The sequence below is a fragment of the Clostridium sp. K04 genome (assembly GCF_019734375.1).
GTDB classification, from domain to species: domain Bacteria; phylum Bacillota; class Clostridia; order Clostridiales; family Clostridiaceae; genus Clostridium; species Clostridium saudiense.
This window is the reverse complement of the sequence record NZ_JAASHD010000020.1, coordinates 40,500-57,439: the sequence shown is the minus strand read 5'-3', so window position 1 is coordinate 57,439 and position 16,940 is coordinate 40,500. Positions and strand designations below refer to the sequence as shown.

The 16,940-nt window shown below is 29.3% G+C and carries 13 protein-coding genes; 12 read left to right on the top strand and 1 reads right to left on the bottom strand.

All coding sequences use genetic code 11. From position 1 onward, the window contains the following. The first annotated feature begins 5 nt into the window (after positions 1-5). The 3 genes from HCG70_RS09920 (at position 6) to recJ (ending at position 5,532) form a co-directional block, all read left to right on the top strand. Positions 6-2,921 (top strand): DNA topoisomerase IV subunit A, encoded by a 2,916-nt coding sequence (locus HCG70_RS09920; protein WP_195951362.1) that lies wholly within the window; start codon positions 6-8, stop codon positions 2,919-2,921. A 193-nt stretch (positions 2,922-3,114) separates the two neighbouring features. Continuing rightward, positions 3,115-3,657: a DJ-1 family glyoxalase III gene (locus tag HCG70_RS09915; protein ID WP_042394332.1), complete on the top strand. Its 543-nt coding sequence runs from the start codon at positions 3,115-3,117 to the stop codon at positions 3,655-3,657. A gap of 126 nt (positions 3,658-3,783) precedes the next feature. Continuing rightward, complete coding sequence (gene recJ / locus HCG70_RS09910; RefSeq protein WP_042394693.1) at positions 3,784-5,532, top strand: single-stranded-DNA-specific exonuclease RecJ; 1,749 nt, start codon at positions 3,784-3,786, stop codon at positions 5,530-5,532. 78 nt (positions 5,533-5,610) lie between these two features. Here recJ and HCG70_RS09905 read toward each other — a convergent pair whose 3' ends face one another. After that, complete coding sequence (locus HCG70_RS09905; protein WP_042394329.1) at positions 5,611-5,787, bottom strand: alpha/beta-type small acid-soluble spore protein; 177 nt, start codon at positions 5,785-5,787, stop codon at positions 5,611-5,613. Positions 5,788-6,079: 292 nt separating this feature from the next. On the opposite strand from HCG70_RS09905, the gene HCG70_RS09900 reads away from it, so the two are divergent. From HCG70_RS09900 to HCG70_RS09860, 9 genes are all read left to right on the top strand, one after another. Then, complete coding sequence (locus HCG70_RS09900; RefSeq protein ID WP_042394326.1) at positions 6,080-7,159, top strand: undecaprenyldiphospho-muramoylpentapeptide beta-N-acetylglucosaminyltransferase; 1,080 nt, start codon at positions 6,080-6,082, stop codon at positions 7,157-7,159. Between the two features lie 138 nt (positions 7,160-7,297). Further along, positions 7,298-7,726 (top strand): flavodoxin domain-containing protein, encoded by a 429-nt coding sequence (locus tag HCG70_RS09895; protein WP_055274855.1) that lies wholly within the window; start codon positions 7,298-7,300, stop codon positions 7,724-7,726. Between the two features lie 200 nt (positions 7,727-7,926). Beyond that, positions 7,927-11,445 carry a pyruvate:ferredoxin (flavodoxin) oxidoreductase gene (gene nifJ / locus HCG70_RS09890; protein WP_221697704.1) on the top strand — a complete coding sequence of 1,173 codons (3,519 nt, stop codon included), beginning with the start codon at positions 7,927-7,929 and terminating at the stop codon, positions 11,443-11,445. Positions 11,446-11,705: 260 nt separating this feature from the next. Beyond that, entirely contained in the window at positions 11,706-12,038 is a 333-nt protein-coding gene (locus HCG70_RS09885; RefSeq protein ID WP_042394312.1) for a DUF1292 domain-containing protein, read from the top strand. Between the two features lie 352 nt (positions 12,039-12,390). Beyond that, positions 12,391-13,221, top strand: a complete 831-nt coding sequence (locus HCG70_RS09880; protein ID WP_042394309.1) for a PHP domain-containing protein — start codon at positions 12,391-12,393, stop codon at positions 13,219-13,221. Between the two features lie 13 nt (positions 13,222-13,234). Then, positions 13,235-14,431 carry a pyridoxal phosphate-dependent aminotransferase gene (locus tag HCG70_RS09875; protein WP_042394308.1) on the top strand — a complete coding sequence of 399 codons (1,197 nt, stop codon included), beginning with the start codon at positions 13,235-13,237 and terminating at the stop codon, positions 14,429-14,431. A 186-nt stretch (positions 14,432-14,617) separates the two neighbouring features. Beyond that, positions 14,618-15,256 carry an HAD-IB family hydrolase gene (locus HCG70_RS09870; RefSeq protein WP_042394305.1) on the top strand — a complete coding sequence of 213 codons (639 nt, stop codon included), beginning with the start codon at positions 14,618-14,620 and terminating at the stop codon, positions 15,254-15,256. 29 nt (positions 15,257-15,285) lie between these two features. After that, the gene (locus HCG70_RS09865; RefSeq protein WP_042394303.1) at positions 15,286-16,083 is read left to right on the top strand and encodes an aminotransferase class IV; all 798 of its coding nucleotides are present in this window, start codon (positions 15,286-15,288) and stop codon (positions 16,081-16,083) included. 29 nt (positions 16,084-16,112) lie between these two features. Further along, positions 16,113-16,772 (top strand): YitT family protein, encoded by a 660-nt coding sequence (locus HCG70_RS09860; protein ID WP_042394300.1) that lies wholly within the window; start codon positions 16,113-16,115, stop codon positions 16,770-16,772. The last annotated feature ends 168 nt before the right edge of the window (positions 16,773-16,940 follow it).

The following is a 16,940-nucleotide window of genomic DNA, read 5'->3' as shown; positions in this document are numbered from 1 at the left end:
AAATTATGGCTAAGAAGGTACATAATATACCAAAAGATAATAATATTTTACGAATACCAATTGAAGAGGCAATGCCAGACAATTATCTTCCATATGCTGTTGAAGTAGCAAAAGATAGAGCACTTCCAGATGTAAGGGATGGGTTGAAGCCTGTTCATAGAAGAATTCTTTATGGATCATATTTATTAAAAGCTTTTCCAGATAGACCATACTATAAGTCGGCTAGAATAGTTGGGGATGTATTAGGTAAATTCCATCCTCATGGGGATTCATCTGTTTATGATGCAATGGTACTTATGGCTCAAGACTTCTCTACTAGAGAGCCATTATTTGATGGACATGGAAACTTTGGTTCTATGGATGGTGATGGAGCTGCGGCTATGCGTTATACAGAAGCAAGGCTTTCACCAATAGCTATGGAAATGCTAAAAGATATTGAAAAAGAAACAGTAGATATGGTTCCAAACTATTCAGATAGTGAAATGGAACCAAAGGTTTTACCAGCGAGATATCCTAATCTTTTAGTTAATGGTACTTTTGGAATAGCGGTTGGATTAGCTACTAATATTCCACCACATAATTTAGGTGAAGTTACTGATGGGGTTTTAGCGTATATAGATAATCCAGAAATAACTACAAAAGAGCTTATGGAGTATATAAAGGCACCAGATTTACCAACAGGTGGTGTGCTGATAGGTAAAAATTCATTATTATCTGCATATGAAACAGGAGAAGGTAAGGTTACATTAAGAGCAAAGACAGAAATTGAAAAGCTTGAAAATGGACGTTATGGAATTGTAATAACAGAATTCCCTTATAGAAGAAATAAATCAAAGATTCTTCAAACGATATCTGAAATGACTGGAGATAAAAGACACCAAAAGGCTTTAGAAGCAATTACAGATATTAGGGATGAATCAGATAGAACTGGTATTAGAGCTGTTGTTGAGTTGAAAAAGGCAGCAGATTATGATACAGCAGATAAGATATTAAAATATTTATTTAAAAAGACTGATTTACAGTGCAATGTAAGCTTTAATATGGTGGCTTTAGCAAATGGAAAGCCACAAACTATGGGATTAAAGACAATAATAACTCATTATGTTAATCATCAAAAGGATATAGTTACAAGAAGAAGTATAAAAGAGCTTGCAATGGCAGAAAAAAGATTCCATATAGTTGAAGGGTTCATTAAAGCAATTGATGTTTTAGATGAAATAATTAAGACTATTAGAGAATCAAAATCTAAAAAGGATGCAGGAATTAACCTAGTTGAAAAGTTTGGATTTACAGAAATGCAAGCAGAAGCTATTTTAGAACTTATGCTTTATAGATTAACAGGTCTTGAAATAAAAGTGTTCCAAAAGGAATATGCAGAACTTGAAAAAACTATAAAGAGGTTAAGAAAAATATTATCTGATGAAAAGACTCTTTTAAATGTTGTAAAAACTGAATTAAAAGAAATAACTGATAAATATAGAAATCCTAGAAGAACTATGATAGTTGAAGATGATAGTGAAGCTAAAATTGATTTACAAGAGCTTATTGTAGTTGAAGATGTTATGGTTACTTTATCAAAAGATGGATTTATTAAGAGAATTCCAGTTAGGACTTATCAAAGATCTAATGCAAAGGCAGAAGATATTGAATATAGAGAGGGAGATGAACTTAAATTCTTATTTAAGTCTAATACTACTGAAAATATTCTATTATTTACTGATAAGGGAAATATGTATCAAGTTAAAGGTATAAATATTCCTGAAGGTAAGTGGAAAGAAAAAGGAGAAAGAATAGATTCTATAATTAAAACTTTAAATTGTGATGATGAAAAAATAGTTGAAGCTATATCAGTAGGAGTTTTAGATTCTAATAAGAGTGTTCAGTTTATAACTAATAGAGGTATAATCAAAAAGAGTACTTTAGATAAATTCCAAACTAATTACAGTAAAATTCAAGCTATTAAATTAAAAGAAAATGAATTTGTATTAGATATAGAGATTTTAGATAATAATGAAGAAAAAGAATTCTTAAAAGTAGAAACTAAATTAGGATTAAAATTTAGCTTAGAACTTCCTAAGATAGAAGATACACCTAGAAATATTTTAGGTACACAATTATTCAATCTAATAGAAAGTGATGAAATAATTAAAGTTGAATATCTAAATGAATTTGAGTTTATGACATTTAGTGTTGGGGTAACGGCTAAAGGAAGTTTAAAAGGTTTTGCAAGAGCAAAAGCTAGTGATAGATTAAAGGTAAATACTGATTCTATAAGTACTTTATTATTATTTACTAATAAGGGGAATGTTTATAAGATACCATCATTCCTAATTTCAAATGTTGTTAAAGAAGAAATTTCATTAGAAAATATTATTGATGGATATTCTAAAAATGAAAAAATAATCGATGTGCATTCAATAAAGAATTTTGATGAAAGAAATATGGTTTATTTCTTTACTAAAAAGGGAATGATAAAGAAGACTTCGTTAAAAGAATATGATGGAAATTATTCAATATGGCAGGCCTATAAATTTAAATATGAAAATGATGAAGTAATTTCTGTATGTATTGAAGATTATTCTGAAAGTGAAGTATTAATAATAAGCAAAAAAGGTATGGCAATTAGATTCCTAAGTGATAATGTTAATCCAATGGGAAGAATAGCAGCAGGGGTTACTGGAATAAGTTTAAAAGAAGATGATGAAGTAATTTATGGTAAAATAATTGATATAACATCTAATAATAGCGATGAAATAGCTGTAGATACTAGCAGAAGTTTTGAAGTTGTTTTAATTACAAGTAGCAAAGAGAAAAAGACTATTTCAACTGAAGAAATAAGAATTCAAAATAGGGCAGGAAGAGGTACTAATGTTATGGTCATTAGCTTAGATGATGAAATAACAGAAGTGCAATTTAGTTAATAGTTTTGAGTTAGGAGTTAAAAGTTATATATGATGGATACTTGTTACAATAGTAAGAAGTTTTTAGATATTATATAACAAATAGGTATGCCTAATATAATGAATGTTAAAAAAGAAGTTCCTTAGGAGATTTCATTTATAACTCCTAACTATAAACTTATAACTATAAATTAATATAAAGGGGTGTTTTAAAATGAAAAAAGTTGCAGTTTTATTAGCAGAAGGCTTTGAAACTATTGAAGCATTAACAAGTGTAGATATTTTAAGAAGGGCAGGTGTTACTTGTACTACCTTTGGAATTAATGAAGTAGAAGTAACAACATCTCATTCAATTACAATAAGAGCTGATGAAGTTTTAAATGATGAAATTTATAATTATGATGTAGTGATATTGCCAGGTGGTATGCCAGGGGCTGTTAACTTAAGAGATAATGAAAAAGTGAATGAAATTGTAAAGAAATTTTATGATGAAGGTAAAATAGTTGCAGCAATTTGTGCAGGGCCAATTACATTTGGAAAATTAGGAATTGTGAATGGAAAAAATGCTACATGCTATCCTGGATTCGAAGATCAGTTAGTAGGATGCAACTATAAAGATGAACTTGTGGTTGTAGATGAAAACATAATTACAGGAAGAGGACCAGCAGCTGCTATACCATTTGCATTTGAAATATTAAATCATATATTACCAGAAAAGGTTGAACAAATTAAAAAAGCAATGCTTTTTAATAGTTAATAGTTTTGAGTTAATAGTTAAGAATTATGGAAATAAAGTCAGCTTAAGCTGACTTTATTTTTAACTACTAACTATTAACTATTAACTATCAACTAAAGTAACGGGGGTGTTTTTTTGGAAAAATGGATGGTTAGAAACGTAAAGTTTGATACTGTAAAATTTGCACAACAATTAGGTATTAGTGATACAGTTGCAAAGCTTATGGTTAATAGGGGAATATATAATTTAGATATAGCAAAAGAATACCTAAGCTCATCTATAGGTGAACTTCATAATCCAACAGATATGCTTGGAATGAGCGGAGCAGTTGAATTAATGAGGAATAGTATTATTAAAGGTGAAAAAATACTTATAGTTGGAGATTACGATGTAGATGGCGTAATAAGTACATATGTCCTTTATATAGCTATAAGTAAATGTGGTGGAAATGTAAGTTTTCATATTCCTGATAGGATAAAAGAAGGATATGGAATTAATGAAAGTATAATTAAAAAGGCTAGTGAGGATAATATTGATATTATAATTACTTGTGATAATGGAATTGCAGCAATAGAACAAGTAAAGTTAGCTAAAGAATTGGGAATTAAAGTAATTATTACAGATCACCATGATGTACCATTTATTGAAGAAGATAATGTAAGAAAGTATGTAGTTCCAGAAGCTGATTATGTATTAAATCCTAAACAAGAAAATTGTAATTATGAATTTGATAAAATTTGTGGTGCTGGAGTAGCATATAAATTTGTACAATGTCTTTATAAAGAATTTAATATTCCTAATGAAGAGTTATATGATTTAATTCAATATGTAGCCATAGCAACGGTTTGTGATGTTGTTGATTTAGTTTCTGAAAATAGAATATTAGTTAAAGAGGGACTTAAAAGAATTAATAATACGAGTAATATAGGACTTAGAGCTTTATTTAAAGAAACTGGATTAGAAGGAAAGGAAATAACGGTTTACTCATTAGGATTCGTTATAGGACCTAGTATAAATGCATCAGGGAGGCTTGAACAGGCTGAATGGGCATTGAAGTTATTAATTACAAAAGATAAAAATGAAGCTGAAGAATTAGCTAAAAAATTAAATGAGTTGAATAAGGATAGGCAAGAACTTACTCAGACAGGATTAGAGGAAGCCATAAAGATAATTGAAGAAAATAATATGGCCAAAGATAAGGTGCTTGTTGTTTATTTAGAAGATGTTCATGAAAGTATTGCAGGTATAATTGCAGGTAGAATTAGAGAAAAATATAACTTGCCAACAATTATATTAACAAAGGCTCATGAAGGTGCTAAAGGATCTGGTAGGTCAATTGAAGAATATAATATGTTCGAGGAATTATTAAAGTGTAAAGATTTGCTTGGAAAGTTTGGTGGTCATCCAATGGCTGCAGGAATGTCTATTCCAAGTGAAAATATAGATAAATTTAGAGAAAAGCTAAATGAGGTAACAACATTAAGTGATGAAGATATTATACCAAAGGTATCAATTGATATGCCGCTTCCGATTAATAAAATAAATTATAAGTTAATAGATGAAATAGCATTATTAGAACCATATGGAAAGGGAAATCCAAAGCCTAATTTTGCTGTTAAAGGATTAATGGTTAAAGCGGCTAGGATTTTAGGAAAGAATAATAATGTTTTAAAATTAAATCTTACTGATGGATACTTAAATATAGACGGAATTTATTTTGGTGATATTGAAGTGGCCTTAGAAATAATTAAAAATAAATTTGGCGAGTATGAATATAATAAAATGCTTAATGGGCAGACTAATATGGTAAAAATAGATATAGTATATTTTCCAGATATCAACGAATATAACGGTAGAAAAAGTGTCCAGTTATTGATACAAAATATAAGGGTATAGTAGTTATAAAATCCAAATAATAAATAAAGGTATCTATATAATAAGATACCTTTATTTATTATTAAAATATTTACAATATTAAATTCCTTTTTCGTATTGTTCAACCATACGTTTAACCATTTCTCCACCAACGCTACCGCATTGTTTTGAAGTTAAGTCACCATTGTAATCAGTAAAAGGAACTCCCATTTCAGTTGAAACTTGGTTTTTGAATTTTGCTAATTTGTCTTTAGCTTCTGGAACTAATTGTGCCATTTAAATCATCTCCTTATATCTTTATGTTAATAGCTTATCCAATAAAAAAGTTTGTATAATATTTAATTGGAGGAAAAGGTGGAAAAATACTGGGTTAGTGGTAGAATATATATTGGCGAGTGAGAAAATTAAATATAAATAAAAAAATAAGGAATTAAGACATATAATTTGGTTAAAAATTAAAATAAATGAGTTATTTTTTTATTTTATTTCTCTTAAAATATTAATTGTATAAATTTATGAGGTTTTAACAATTAAGATTCATAGTACAAATAATTAATGAGGTGTTTTAATGAGTAAGTATAAAATCATAATGACTGGTGGGGGTACTGCAGGACATGTAACTCCTAATTTAGCCTTAGTTCCAAAGTTAAAGGAAAAAGGATTTGAAATAAAATATATTGGGAGTTATGAAGGTATTGAAAAAGAAATTATTGGTGATGCAGGGATACCATATTTTGCAATTTCATCAGGTAAATTAAGAAGATATTTTGATATGAAAAACTTCACTGATCCATTTAAAGTGATGAAGGGAATAGTGCAAGCAAATAAAATATTATCTAAAGAGAAACCAGATGTTATTTTTTCAAAAGGTGGTTTTGTGGCTGTTCCAGTTGTTATAGCTGCATCAATGAAAAAGATACCAGTAGTTTCGCATGAATCAGATTTAACACCAGGTCTTGCAAATAAGTTATCAGCTCCATTTTGTGATAAACTATGTGTTACATTTAGGGAAAGCTTAAATTATATTAAAGATGGAAAAGGTGAATTAACAGGAACACCAATAAGAGAAGAAATATTAAAAGGTAGTAGAATTACTGGAAAGAAGATTTGTAATTTTAATAATGACAAAGAAGTAATTTTAGTTATTGGGGGAAGTTTAGGAGCAAAAAGTATAAATGATGAGGTAAGATATCATATTCATGAAATATTAAAGGACTTTAATATTATTCATATTTGTGGAAAGGGAAATTTAGATAAGTCATTAGAAGAATTAGATGGATATAAGCAATTTGAATATGTAAAAGAAGATTTGCCACATTTACTTCAATATGCTGATTTTGTAATATCAAGAGCAGGGGCAAATGTAATATTTGAATTACTAGCGTTAAGAAAGCCTACTTTATTAATTCCGTTATCTAAAAAAAGTAGTAGAGGGGATCAAATATTAAATGCTAATTCATTTGCTAAAGAAGGATATTCATTAGTGTTAGACGAAGATGAGATGATGGAAAAACATAATTTGCTAGAAAGATTGTTTGAATTAAGAAGTAAAAAAAGTGAGCTTATAAAAAACATGACAAATAGTGAAATGAAAAATGGTGTTGATGCAATTTTAAATGTTATTATGAAAAGTATAAATAAAAAGTAATTTGCGTGTTTAACCGTTTTCAATGAAAATATTTTTAAAATATGAAAGTAAAGAACTTGAAAAAAAAAAATACTGTTATATAATGAAAGTAATGGAAAATTTAACAAAAATAAAACAAAAGTATAAGAGGTGCTGAAAATGAAAAAAGTTTCAATAATATATTGGAGTAATGGTGGAAATGTAGAAATTTTAGCAAATGCTATAAGTGAAGGTGTTAATTCTAAAGAAGTTGAAGTTGAAACAAAACACGTTGCAGATGCTACTATTGAAGATATATTAGAAGCTGATGCTGTTGCATTAGGAAGTCCAGCAATGATAAACGATGAAATAGAAGAAATAGATATGAAGCCTTTTATTAATAGCTTAAGTGAATTAAATATTAAAAATAAACCTTTAGTATTATTCGGATCATGTGGATGGCGTGATGCTAAGTTTATTGATAAATGGGGGAATTTGATGGAAGATTATGGATTTGAGATTTTGTCAAAATTTACTGTTAAAGATTCCGTTGAAAAAGAAGATTTAAAAATTGCTAAAGAACTTGGTAAATTATTAAGTCAACAATAGTTTTAATAAATTTTTATTGTCAAATAGTGTTTAAGCCTGTGATAAATTTCACAAAGTGGAAACGAAGGATAAAAAGCAGAGGTTAGATTTTATCTATTAAGCTTAGAATGTATTAATAATTGCAAGCAACAATGATATTTAAAAGATATCATGATTTATATGCTTAAATTTTTTTGAAAATGGGAAGCGAGGTAGACGAGATGAGAAAAATGAAAACTATGGATGGTAACACTGCTGCTGCACACGTGTCATATGCGTTTACAGAAGTAACTGCTATTTATCCAATCACTCCATCATCACCAATGGCAGAACACGTTGATGAATGGGTTGCACAAGGTAGAAAAAATATTTTTGGACAACCAGTAAAAGTTATGGAAATGCAATCAGAAGGGGGAGCAGCAGGTGCTGTTCATGGATCATTACAAGCTGGAGCTTATACAACTACATATACAGCTTCACAAGGTTTATTATTAATGATTCCTAATATGTACAAAATAGCTGGAGAAAGACTTCCAGGGGTTATACATGTATCAGCTAGAGCATTAGCTACATCTTCATTAAATATTTTTGGAGATCATCAAGATGTTATGGCAGCTAGACAAACTGGTTTTGCTATGCTAGCTGAAGGTTCAGTTCAAGAGGTTATGGATTTATCAGCTGTTGCACACTTAGCTGCAATAAAGACTAGAATTCCATTTATGAACTTCTTTGATGGATTTAGAACATCTCATGAAATTCAAAAAATAGAAGTTTTAGAATATGATGAATTAGCTAAGTTAGTTGATTGGGATGCTGTTAAAGAATTTAGAGCGAGTGCTTTAAATCCGGATCATCCAGTAACTAGAGGTACAGCTCAAAATCCAGATATATATTTCCAAACAAGAGAAGCTGTAAATAGATTCTACGATGATATCCCAGAAGTAGTTGAAAGTTATATGGCTGAAATTACTAAATTAACAGGAAGAGAATATCATTGTTTTGATTATTATGGAGCACCAGATGCAGATAGAATAATTATTGCAATGGGTTCAGGAACAGACGTTGCTGAAGAAACAGTAGATTACTTAAATGCAAGAGGAGAAAAAGTTGGGGTTGTAAAGGTTAGACTTTATAGACCATTCTCAATAGAAAAATTATTAGCTGCAATTCCAGATACAGTAAAGAAAATTGCAGTATTAGATAGAACTAAAGAACCGGGATCAATTGGTGAACCTTTATACTTAGACGTAGTAAGTGCATTTGCTGGTAAAGAAAATGCTCCTTTAATAGTTGGTGGTAGATATGGATTAGGTTCTAAAGATCCAAATCCATCAGATATAGCAGCTGTTTATGAAAATCTTTCTAAGGACGAGCCTAAGAATGGATTTACAATTAGTATAGTTGATGATGTTACTAATACATCATTAGAAACAGTAGAAGATATTGATGCTACTCCAGAAGGAACTAAGGCATGTAAGTTCTGGGGATTAGGATCAGATGGTACTGTTGGTGCTAACAAGAGTGCTATAAAGATAATTGGCGATCATACAGATATGTATGCCCAAGGATATTTCTCATATGACTCTAAGAAATCAGGTGGTATCACAGTTTCTCACTTAAGATTTGGTAAGAAACCAATTAAATCACCATATTTAATAGATAAAGCTGATTTCGTAGCATGCCACAATCAATCTTACGTTTATAAATACAACGTATTAGATGGATTAAAGAATAATGGTAAGTTCTTATTAAATACAATTTGGACACCTGAAGAATTAGATGAAAAATTACCAGCTGAAATGAAGAGAACTATAGCTGAAAAAAATATAGAATTCTACACATTAAATGCTGTTAAGATAGCTCAAGAAATTGGACTAGGTGGAAGAATTAATATGATAATGCAAGCTGCATTCTTTAAGTTAGCTAACATTATTCCAGTAGATGAAGCAGTAGCGTATTTAAAACAAGCTGTTGTTACTTCATATGGTAAAAAAGGTGAAAAAGTTGTTAACATGAACAATGCTGCAATAGATTCAGGTGTTGATGCTATTGTTAAGATAGATGTTCCAGCATCATGGGCTAATGCAGTAGATGAAGAAGTAGCTGCAACAAAAGAAATTCCTTCATTTATTAAAGAAATAGTTGAACCTATGAACAGACAAGAAGGATTTGGATTACCAGTTTCTACATTTGTTAAACATGGTATGGAAGATGGTACATTTATGGCTGGTACAGCTGCATATGAAAAGAGAGGAATTGCAATTAATGTTCCTGAATGGGTTCCAGAAAATTGTATTCAATGTAATCAATGTGCTGTAGTATGTCCACATGCTGCAATAAGACCATTCTTATTAACTAGTGAAGAAGCTGAAAAAGCTCCAGCAGCAATGAAAACTACTGATGCTAAAGCATTAAGGACAGAAACACCATATAAGTTCTCAATAGGTGTTACACCTCTTGATTGTACTGGTTGTGGAAACTGTGCTGAAGTATGTCCAGCTAAGAATAAAGCTTTAGTTATGAAACCACAAGATACTCAACATGATCAAATTGAAGCTTGGGATTATGCAATAACAGAGGTATCAGCTAAGAAGAACCCAATGAATAAGAATACATTAAAGGGAAGCCAATTTGAACAACCATTACTTGAGTTCTCAGGTGCTTGTGCTGGATGTGGAGAAACTCCATATGCTAAGCTTGTAACTCAATTATTTGGTGATAGAATGATGGTAGCTAATGCTACAGGATGTTCTTCAATTTGGGGAGGATCAGCTCCTGCAACTCCATATACAGTTAATCATAATGGACATGGACCAGCTTGGGCAAATTCATTATTTGAAGATAATGCTGAATATGGATTAGGTATGTTCTTAGGAGTTCAAGCTATAAGAGATAGAGTTGCTGAAAATGTAAAAGTTGCATTAGAAAGTGATTTATCAGATGAAACTAAGGCTGTATTAAAAGATTGGTTAGATAATAAAGATGAAAGCGCTGGAACTAGAGAAAGAGCAAATGCTTTAGTTACTGCACTTGAAAATTGTGATTCTGAAATAGCTAAGACTATTTTAAATGATAAAGAATTCTTCGTTAAGAGATCTCAATGGATCTTTGGTGGAGATGGTTGGGCATATGACATCGGATACGGTGGACTTGACCATGTTCTTGCATCAGGAGATAACGTAAATGTATTAGTATTTGATACTGAAGTTTATTCAAATACAGGTGGTCAATCTTCTAAAGCTACACCAACAGCTGCAATTGCTAAATTTGCAGCTTCAGGTAAGAGAACTAAGAAGAAAGATTTAGGAATGATGGCTATGAGCTATGGTTATGTATATGTTGCTCAAGTATGTATGGGGGCAGATAAGAATCAAGTTCTTAAAGCTATAGCAGAAGCAGAAGCTTATGATGGACCATCATTAATTATAGCTTATGCTCCATGTATAAATCATGGTATTAAAGCAGGAATGACAAATTCACAAGCTGAAGCTAAGAAAGCTGTAGATTGTGGATACTGGGCATTATACAGATATAACCCAGCATTAAAAGGAACTAAGAATCCATTTACTTTAGATTCAAGAGAACCTAAGGGAGACTTCAAAGAATTCTTAATGGGTGAAGTAAGATATGCTTCATTAGCTAAAGCATTCCCAGAAGCTGCAGAAGCTCTATTCGAAAAGACTCAAGCAGATGCTATGGAAAGATTAGAAAACTACAAAAGACTTGCTAATCAAGAATAAAATTTAAATTTAAAAGGCGATACATTTATGTATTGCCTTTTTGTAATTTTAAAACAAAAATTCTAGTATTATGAATATATAAATAAATAATATGAATTATTAATAAAATTTTTATTAAAATGAAGATTTTTCTTTTATTTTACTAAAAATAAGAGTACAATTAGAAGGACTACTTAAGTTAAGCAAAATTTAAAATACAGTTTTTTACTGGTTTATTTTAATTAGAAATTGTTTAACTTATTATTAAGGAGGAATGTAAAATGGAAAAAGAATTAAATAAATGCGGTGAAGGCTGCGGATGCGGACACGACCACGATCATGATAGCCACGGATGTGGAGAAAACTGCGGGTGTGGAGAACACGAACATGAACACTTCGTTGTTGATTTAGAAGACGATAACGGAAATGTTTTATCTTGCCCAATAGTTGATGCATTTGAATTTGAAGAAAATGAATATGTATTAGCTCAAAACCCAGAAGATGAATCAGTTTACTTATTCAGATCAACTGAAGAAGGAGAACTTATAGTTCCAGAAGAAGCTGAATTTGATAAAGTAACAGAATATTACACTAATGTTTTAGCTGAAGACTAATATTTCGTAAAGATTATGCAATTTTAATTGCATAATCTTTTTTTATTATATAAATTAAATGATAATTAAATTCATTGTTTTCAATTTACAATTTAATGAGGAGATGATATATTTTTATTATGGAAAAAATTACTTGGAGTTATAAATGAATTAGTAAAGAGTCGAAAATGGTTGATTGAAAAGTTTTCCTGGGTTATTTATTGAATAAGTATAGGTTATGAAATTAATTGATTAAATTAAAAATTAGAATTTTGATTATAATGGAATAACAATGTGCTTAGTAACTTAAACTAAGTAAAAGTGGTTTTATGTTATATAATAAAATTTCACTTACAGAGAAAAGGTGAATAAAATGAAGTATGCAGATTTACATATTCATTCAAGTTATTCTGATGGTTCGAAAAGACCAGAGGAGATAATTGATTCGGCAATAAAAAATAATATAAAATGTATTTCAATAACGGATCATGATTCTATAGCATCGCAATATGTGACAAAAAATAATTATGATGATTTATTAATAATTCCAGGAATTGAACTTAGTACAGAGTATAATAATATGGAGCTTCATATACTTGGATACTTTATAGATGTTGAAAATAATGATTTAAAATCACTTGTTAATGAATTAAATATACAAAGGATTAAAAGAGTTGAAAGTATATTATATAATTTAAGAAAATATAATATAAATTTAGAGTTAAAAGATTTAGAAGTAGACAATGATTCAACTGTGGGCAGAAGTCATATAGCAAATGCCATGGTTAAGAAGGGGTATTTTGACAATTATAAAAGTGCATTTAGAAGTTTTTTAGTACAAGGAAAGCCTGGATATGTAAAAGGATTTAGATTAAATTATAGAGATTGCATAGATGTGATTAATAATTCTGGTGGAGTGCCTATTTTAGCACATCCTGGACAAATATATAGAAAACTTGAAGTTGAAAATATATTAAAAGAATTGAAATGTTTTGGGTTAAAAGGTGTTGAGGTATATCATCCTAGTCATACACAAGGAGATGTTAATAAATTTTATAACTTATCTAAAAAATATAAACTATGTGTAACTGGAGGAAGCGATTATCATGGAAGACCTGTAGGTAATGAGTGTATATCTATTGGCAGTTGTGGATTAAATGAAGAGTGTTTAGAGAAATTTATTAAATTTAATAATAAGAGATAGTGGGGGCAAACAAATGGAATTATCAAAAAAAGCACAAAGAATTGAACCATCAGTAACTTTAGAAATTACAGCGAAAGCTAAAGAGATGAAAGAAAATGGAGTAGATGTTATTAGTTTTGGAGCTGGGGAGCCAGATTTTAATACACCTAAAAATATAATTGACGCAGCTATCAAAGCAATGAATGATGGAAATACTAAGTATACTAGTGTAAATGGGATATTACCATTAAGAGAAGCAATTTGTAAAAAATTCAAAGAGGATAATGGATTATTTTATAAACCATCACAAATAGTTGTTTCAACAGGAGCAAAACAAAGCCTAGCTAATACTTTTTTAGCTATATTAAATCCTGGTGATGAAGTAATTGTACCAACTCCTTATTGGGTTAGTTATCCAGAGCTTATTAAATTAGCAGATGGAAAGCCTGTATTTGTAAAAAGTGATGAAAAATCAGATTATAAATTTACTAAGGAAAACTTAGAAAATGTAGTTAGTGATAAAACAAAGGCTATTGTATTAAACACACCTAATAATCCTACTGGAACTATATATAGTGCAGATGAATTAAAAGTGATTGCAAATTTTGCTAAAGAACATGACCTTATAATTGTATCTGATGAAATGTATGAAAAACTTATTTATGATGGAGAAAAGCATATAAGTATTGCAAGTATTTCACAAGATGCATATGAAAGAACTATTGTTATTAATGGTTTATCTAAATCATATGCAATGACAGGATGGAGAATAGGATATTGTGGTGCAAGTGAAAAGATAGCAAAATTAATGACAAGTATTCAAAGTCATGTAACTTCAAATGTTTGTTCAATAACTCAGTATGCAGCAGTTGAGGCTTTGAATGGCCCGCAAGATAAAGTAAATGAGATGATTGGCGAATTTGAAAAAAGAAGAAATTATATGGTAGATACAATTGAAGGTATCAATAATTTAAGTATAATTAAACCTAAAGGTGCCTTTTATATTATGATTAATATAGAAAAGTGTTTAGGAAAAGAAATTAATGGACAAATATTAAATGATTCTATGGATTTTTCAGCTATGCTATTAGAATGTGAAAAGGTAGCAGTTATTCCAGGTAAGGCCTTTGGATTAGATCACTATGTAAGGGTGTCTTATGCAACTTCTTTAGATGCAATCAAAGAAGGTCTTATGAGAATTAAAAAATTTGTAGATAAGCTGAATTCTTAGCTTTAGGTGGAGTTTTAACTTCAAAGGAAGATTAAAATTCATTATCTAAGAGTGGGTTAGTTGTTAGCACTGCTTTAAAAAATGGCATGAGTGTAACAATTTATAATTGTCAAAAAAGTTGAATTAGATAATTGGGGCTGTAGCAGGTTTAAATGCTCAGCCCTTCATATATGATGGAGGATAAACGTGGAAAAGTTAGCGATATTTGATATAGATTATACAATAACAAGAAAAGAAACACTAATGGAGTTTTTTAAATATCTTGTTTCTAAGGATATTAAAAACATAAAATTTTTACCAAGGGCTTTATATTCAGGGCTTATGTATAGTATAAAAGTATATGATGAAAGAAGAGTTAAGGAATGTTTCTTAAAGTTTATAGATAATATAGATGAAAAGGACTTAGCAAAACTTACAAAATCATTTTATGATGAAAGATTAAGTAGTATACTTTATAAAGATGCTGTTGATATGATAAAGAAATTAAAAAATGAAGGGTACATGGTAATTCTTATATCAGCATCGCCAGAATTTTATATTAAAGAATTTTATGCTATTAAGGAAGTAGATTTAATAATAGGTACTAAATTTGCTTTTGAAGGTGGAAAATTTGTAAGAAAAATGGATGGAAACAACTGCAAAGGAGAAGAAAAGGTTAAGAGACTAAATGAAGTTTTAAAAGAAAAAAATATTAAAGCAGACTTTAAAAACTCATATATGTTTTCAGATTCTCTTTCAGATAAGCCATTATTAGATTTAGTTGGAAATCCATATTTAATAAACTATAAGAAGCATCATGAAATTGAAATATTAAAATGGAAGTAATATAAATCTTCAAAGGAAGTGTAATTTTTATGGAAGCTATAAATAAGTTTTATTTAAATAATGAAAAAATAGAAGACGTAAATGAATTTAATGAAGATAGTGAAAAAGGTAGTATAATATATGAAGTTCTTAGAGTGATTAATGGAAAAGCTGTGTTTTTAAAAGATCATATTGAAAGAATGAAAAGATCTTTTGCACTTATAAATATGGAATTTCCATTTAACACTGAAGATGTAGAAAAAAAGGTTAATGAGGTTATTAAAAAGAATGATAATGTATTAGGAAATATTAAAATCACTTATAATACTGCTTCAAAGAATTTAAAAATATATTATATAAAGCATTCTTATCCAAGTAATGAATTATATACTGAAGGTGTAAAAACTATTCTTTATTATGGAGAAAGAGAAAATCCAAATGCAAAAATAGTAAATGACAATTTTAGAGCAAAAGTAACAGAGGAAATAAAAAAATCAAATGCTTTTGAAGCAATATTAGTTGATAGGAATGGATTAATAACAGAAGGTAGTAAATCTAATATATTTGCTATTAAAGATGGAAAACTTATTACTGCAAAAGCAGAAGCTGTTTTAAAGGGAATAACAAGAGATAAAATAATAGATATTGCTAAAGAAATAGGAATAGAATTTGAAGAAGTTGATATAAAGTCAGAAGATATTGATAAGTTAGATGCAATGTTTATTTCGGGCACTTCTCCTAAGATATTACCAATAGCATTTGTTAATAATATAAAACTTGATGTGAATAATATCACCTTGAGAAAGCTTATGAAAGCATATAATGAGCTTTTAGAAGGAAAGAGATAAGGCATTTTTATTAAAAGAGGGATGGGGCTATGGAATTAAATTTAAAAAAAGAAGTTAATACGTATTTGTTTGTTTTATTTAAGCTTATGGGTGGATTTTTTCTAGCATCATTAGGAATAGTATTTATGATAAATGCTAACTTAGGTCTATCACCATGGGATGTATTACATAAAGGGATAACCAATGTAATTCCTATTACAATGGGACAAGCAAATATTGTAGTGGGAGTAGTTGTTGTTATTGCTAGTGTATTTTTAGGGGTAAAAATAGGTATAGGAACTATATTAAATACAATTTTTATTGGAGTATTTATAGATTTAATAACGATGAGTAAATTAATACCAGTTGTACATAATTTATTTATAGGAATAATAATGCTTATAATTGGAATGCTTTTATTAGGTCTTGGAACTTGTATTTATTTAAGTTGTGAATCAGGATGTGGACCAAGAGATGGATTGATGACAGCATTAACTAAAATTACTAAAAAACCAGTTAAGGTAGTAAGGGGAAGTATTGAAATAGGAGCTTTAATTTTAGGATGGATCTTAGGAGGAAGTGTTGGATTAGGAACTATAATTACAGCATTAGGATTAGGGTATTTTGTACAAATGTGGTGTAAGGTACTTAAAATAAATATAGCAGATTTAAAACATAAAAGTATAATAGAGACTTTAAACTTTAAATAGGAGCTTCGATTATTGAAACTCCTATTTTAGCATTTATAAATATTGAAAAAATATTATATGATAAATGAAAAAATACTTCATATCACGGAGAATAGTTTTACTTTTTATAAAATATAATAAAGCTTTTCAAAAAAATAATAGTTTCAGGATATATATTAAGTGTAATCA

Excerpts from the sequence above, each read along its gene's own strand:
- HCG70_RS09905 (WP_042394329.1), bottom strand. The coding sequence starts at position 5,787 with ATGGCACAATTAGTTCCAGAAGCTAAAGACAAATTAGCAAAATTCAAA.
- nifJ (WP_221697704.1), top strand. The coding sequence starts at position 7,927 with ATGAGAAAAATGAAAACTATGGATGGTAACACTGCTGCTGCACACGTG.
- HCG70_RS09880 (WP_042394309.1), top strand. The coding sequence starts at position 12,391 with ATGAAGTATGCAGATTTACATATTCATTCAAGTTATTCTGATGGTTCG.
- HCG70_RS09875 (WP_042394308.1), top strand. The coding sequence starts at position 13,235 with ATGGAATTATCAAAAAAAGCACAAAGAATTGAACCATCAGTAACTTTA.
- HCG70_RS09920 (WP_195951362.1), top strand. The coding sequence starts at position 6 with ATGGCTAAGAAGGTACATAATATACCAAAAGATAATAATATTTTACGA.
- HCG70_RS09900 (WP_042394326.1), top strand. The coding sequence starts at position 6,080 with ATGAGTAAGTATAAAATCATAATGACTGGTGGGGGTACTGCAGGACAT.
- HCG70_RS09860 (WP_042394300.1), top strand. The coding sequence starts at position 16,113 with ATGGAATTAAATTTAAAAAAAGAAGTTAATACGTATTTGTTTGTTTTA.
- HCG70_RS09895 (WP_055274855.1), top strand. The coding sequence starts at position 7,298 with ATGAAAAAAGTTTCAATAATATATTGGAGTAATGGTGGAAATGTAGAA.
- HCG70_RS09865 (WP_042394303.1), top strand. The coding sequence starts at position 15,286 with ATGGAAGCTATAAATAAGTTTTATTTAAATAATGAAAAAATAGAAGAC.
- recJ (WP_042394693.1), top strand. The coding sequence starts at position 3,784 with ATGGTTAGAAACGTAAAGTTTGATACTGTAAAATTTGCACAACAATTA.
- HCG70_RS09915 (WP_042394332.1), top strand. The coding sequence starts at position 3,115 with ATGAAAAAAGTTGCAGTTTTATTAGCAGAAGGCTTTGAAACTATTGAA.
- HCG70_RS09885 (WP_042394312.1), top strand. The coding sequence starts at position 11,706 with ATGGAAAAAGAATTAAATAAATGCGGTGAAGGCTGCGGATGCGGACAC.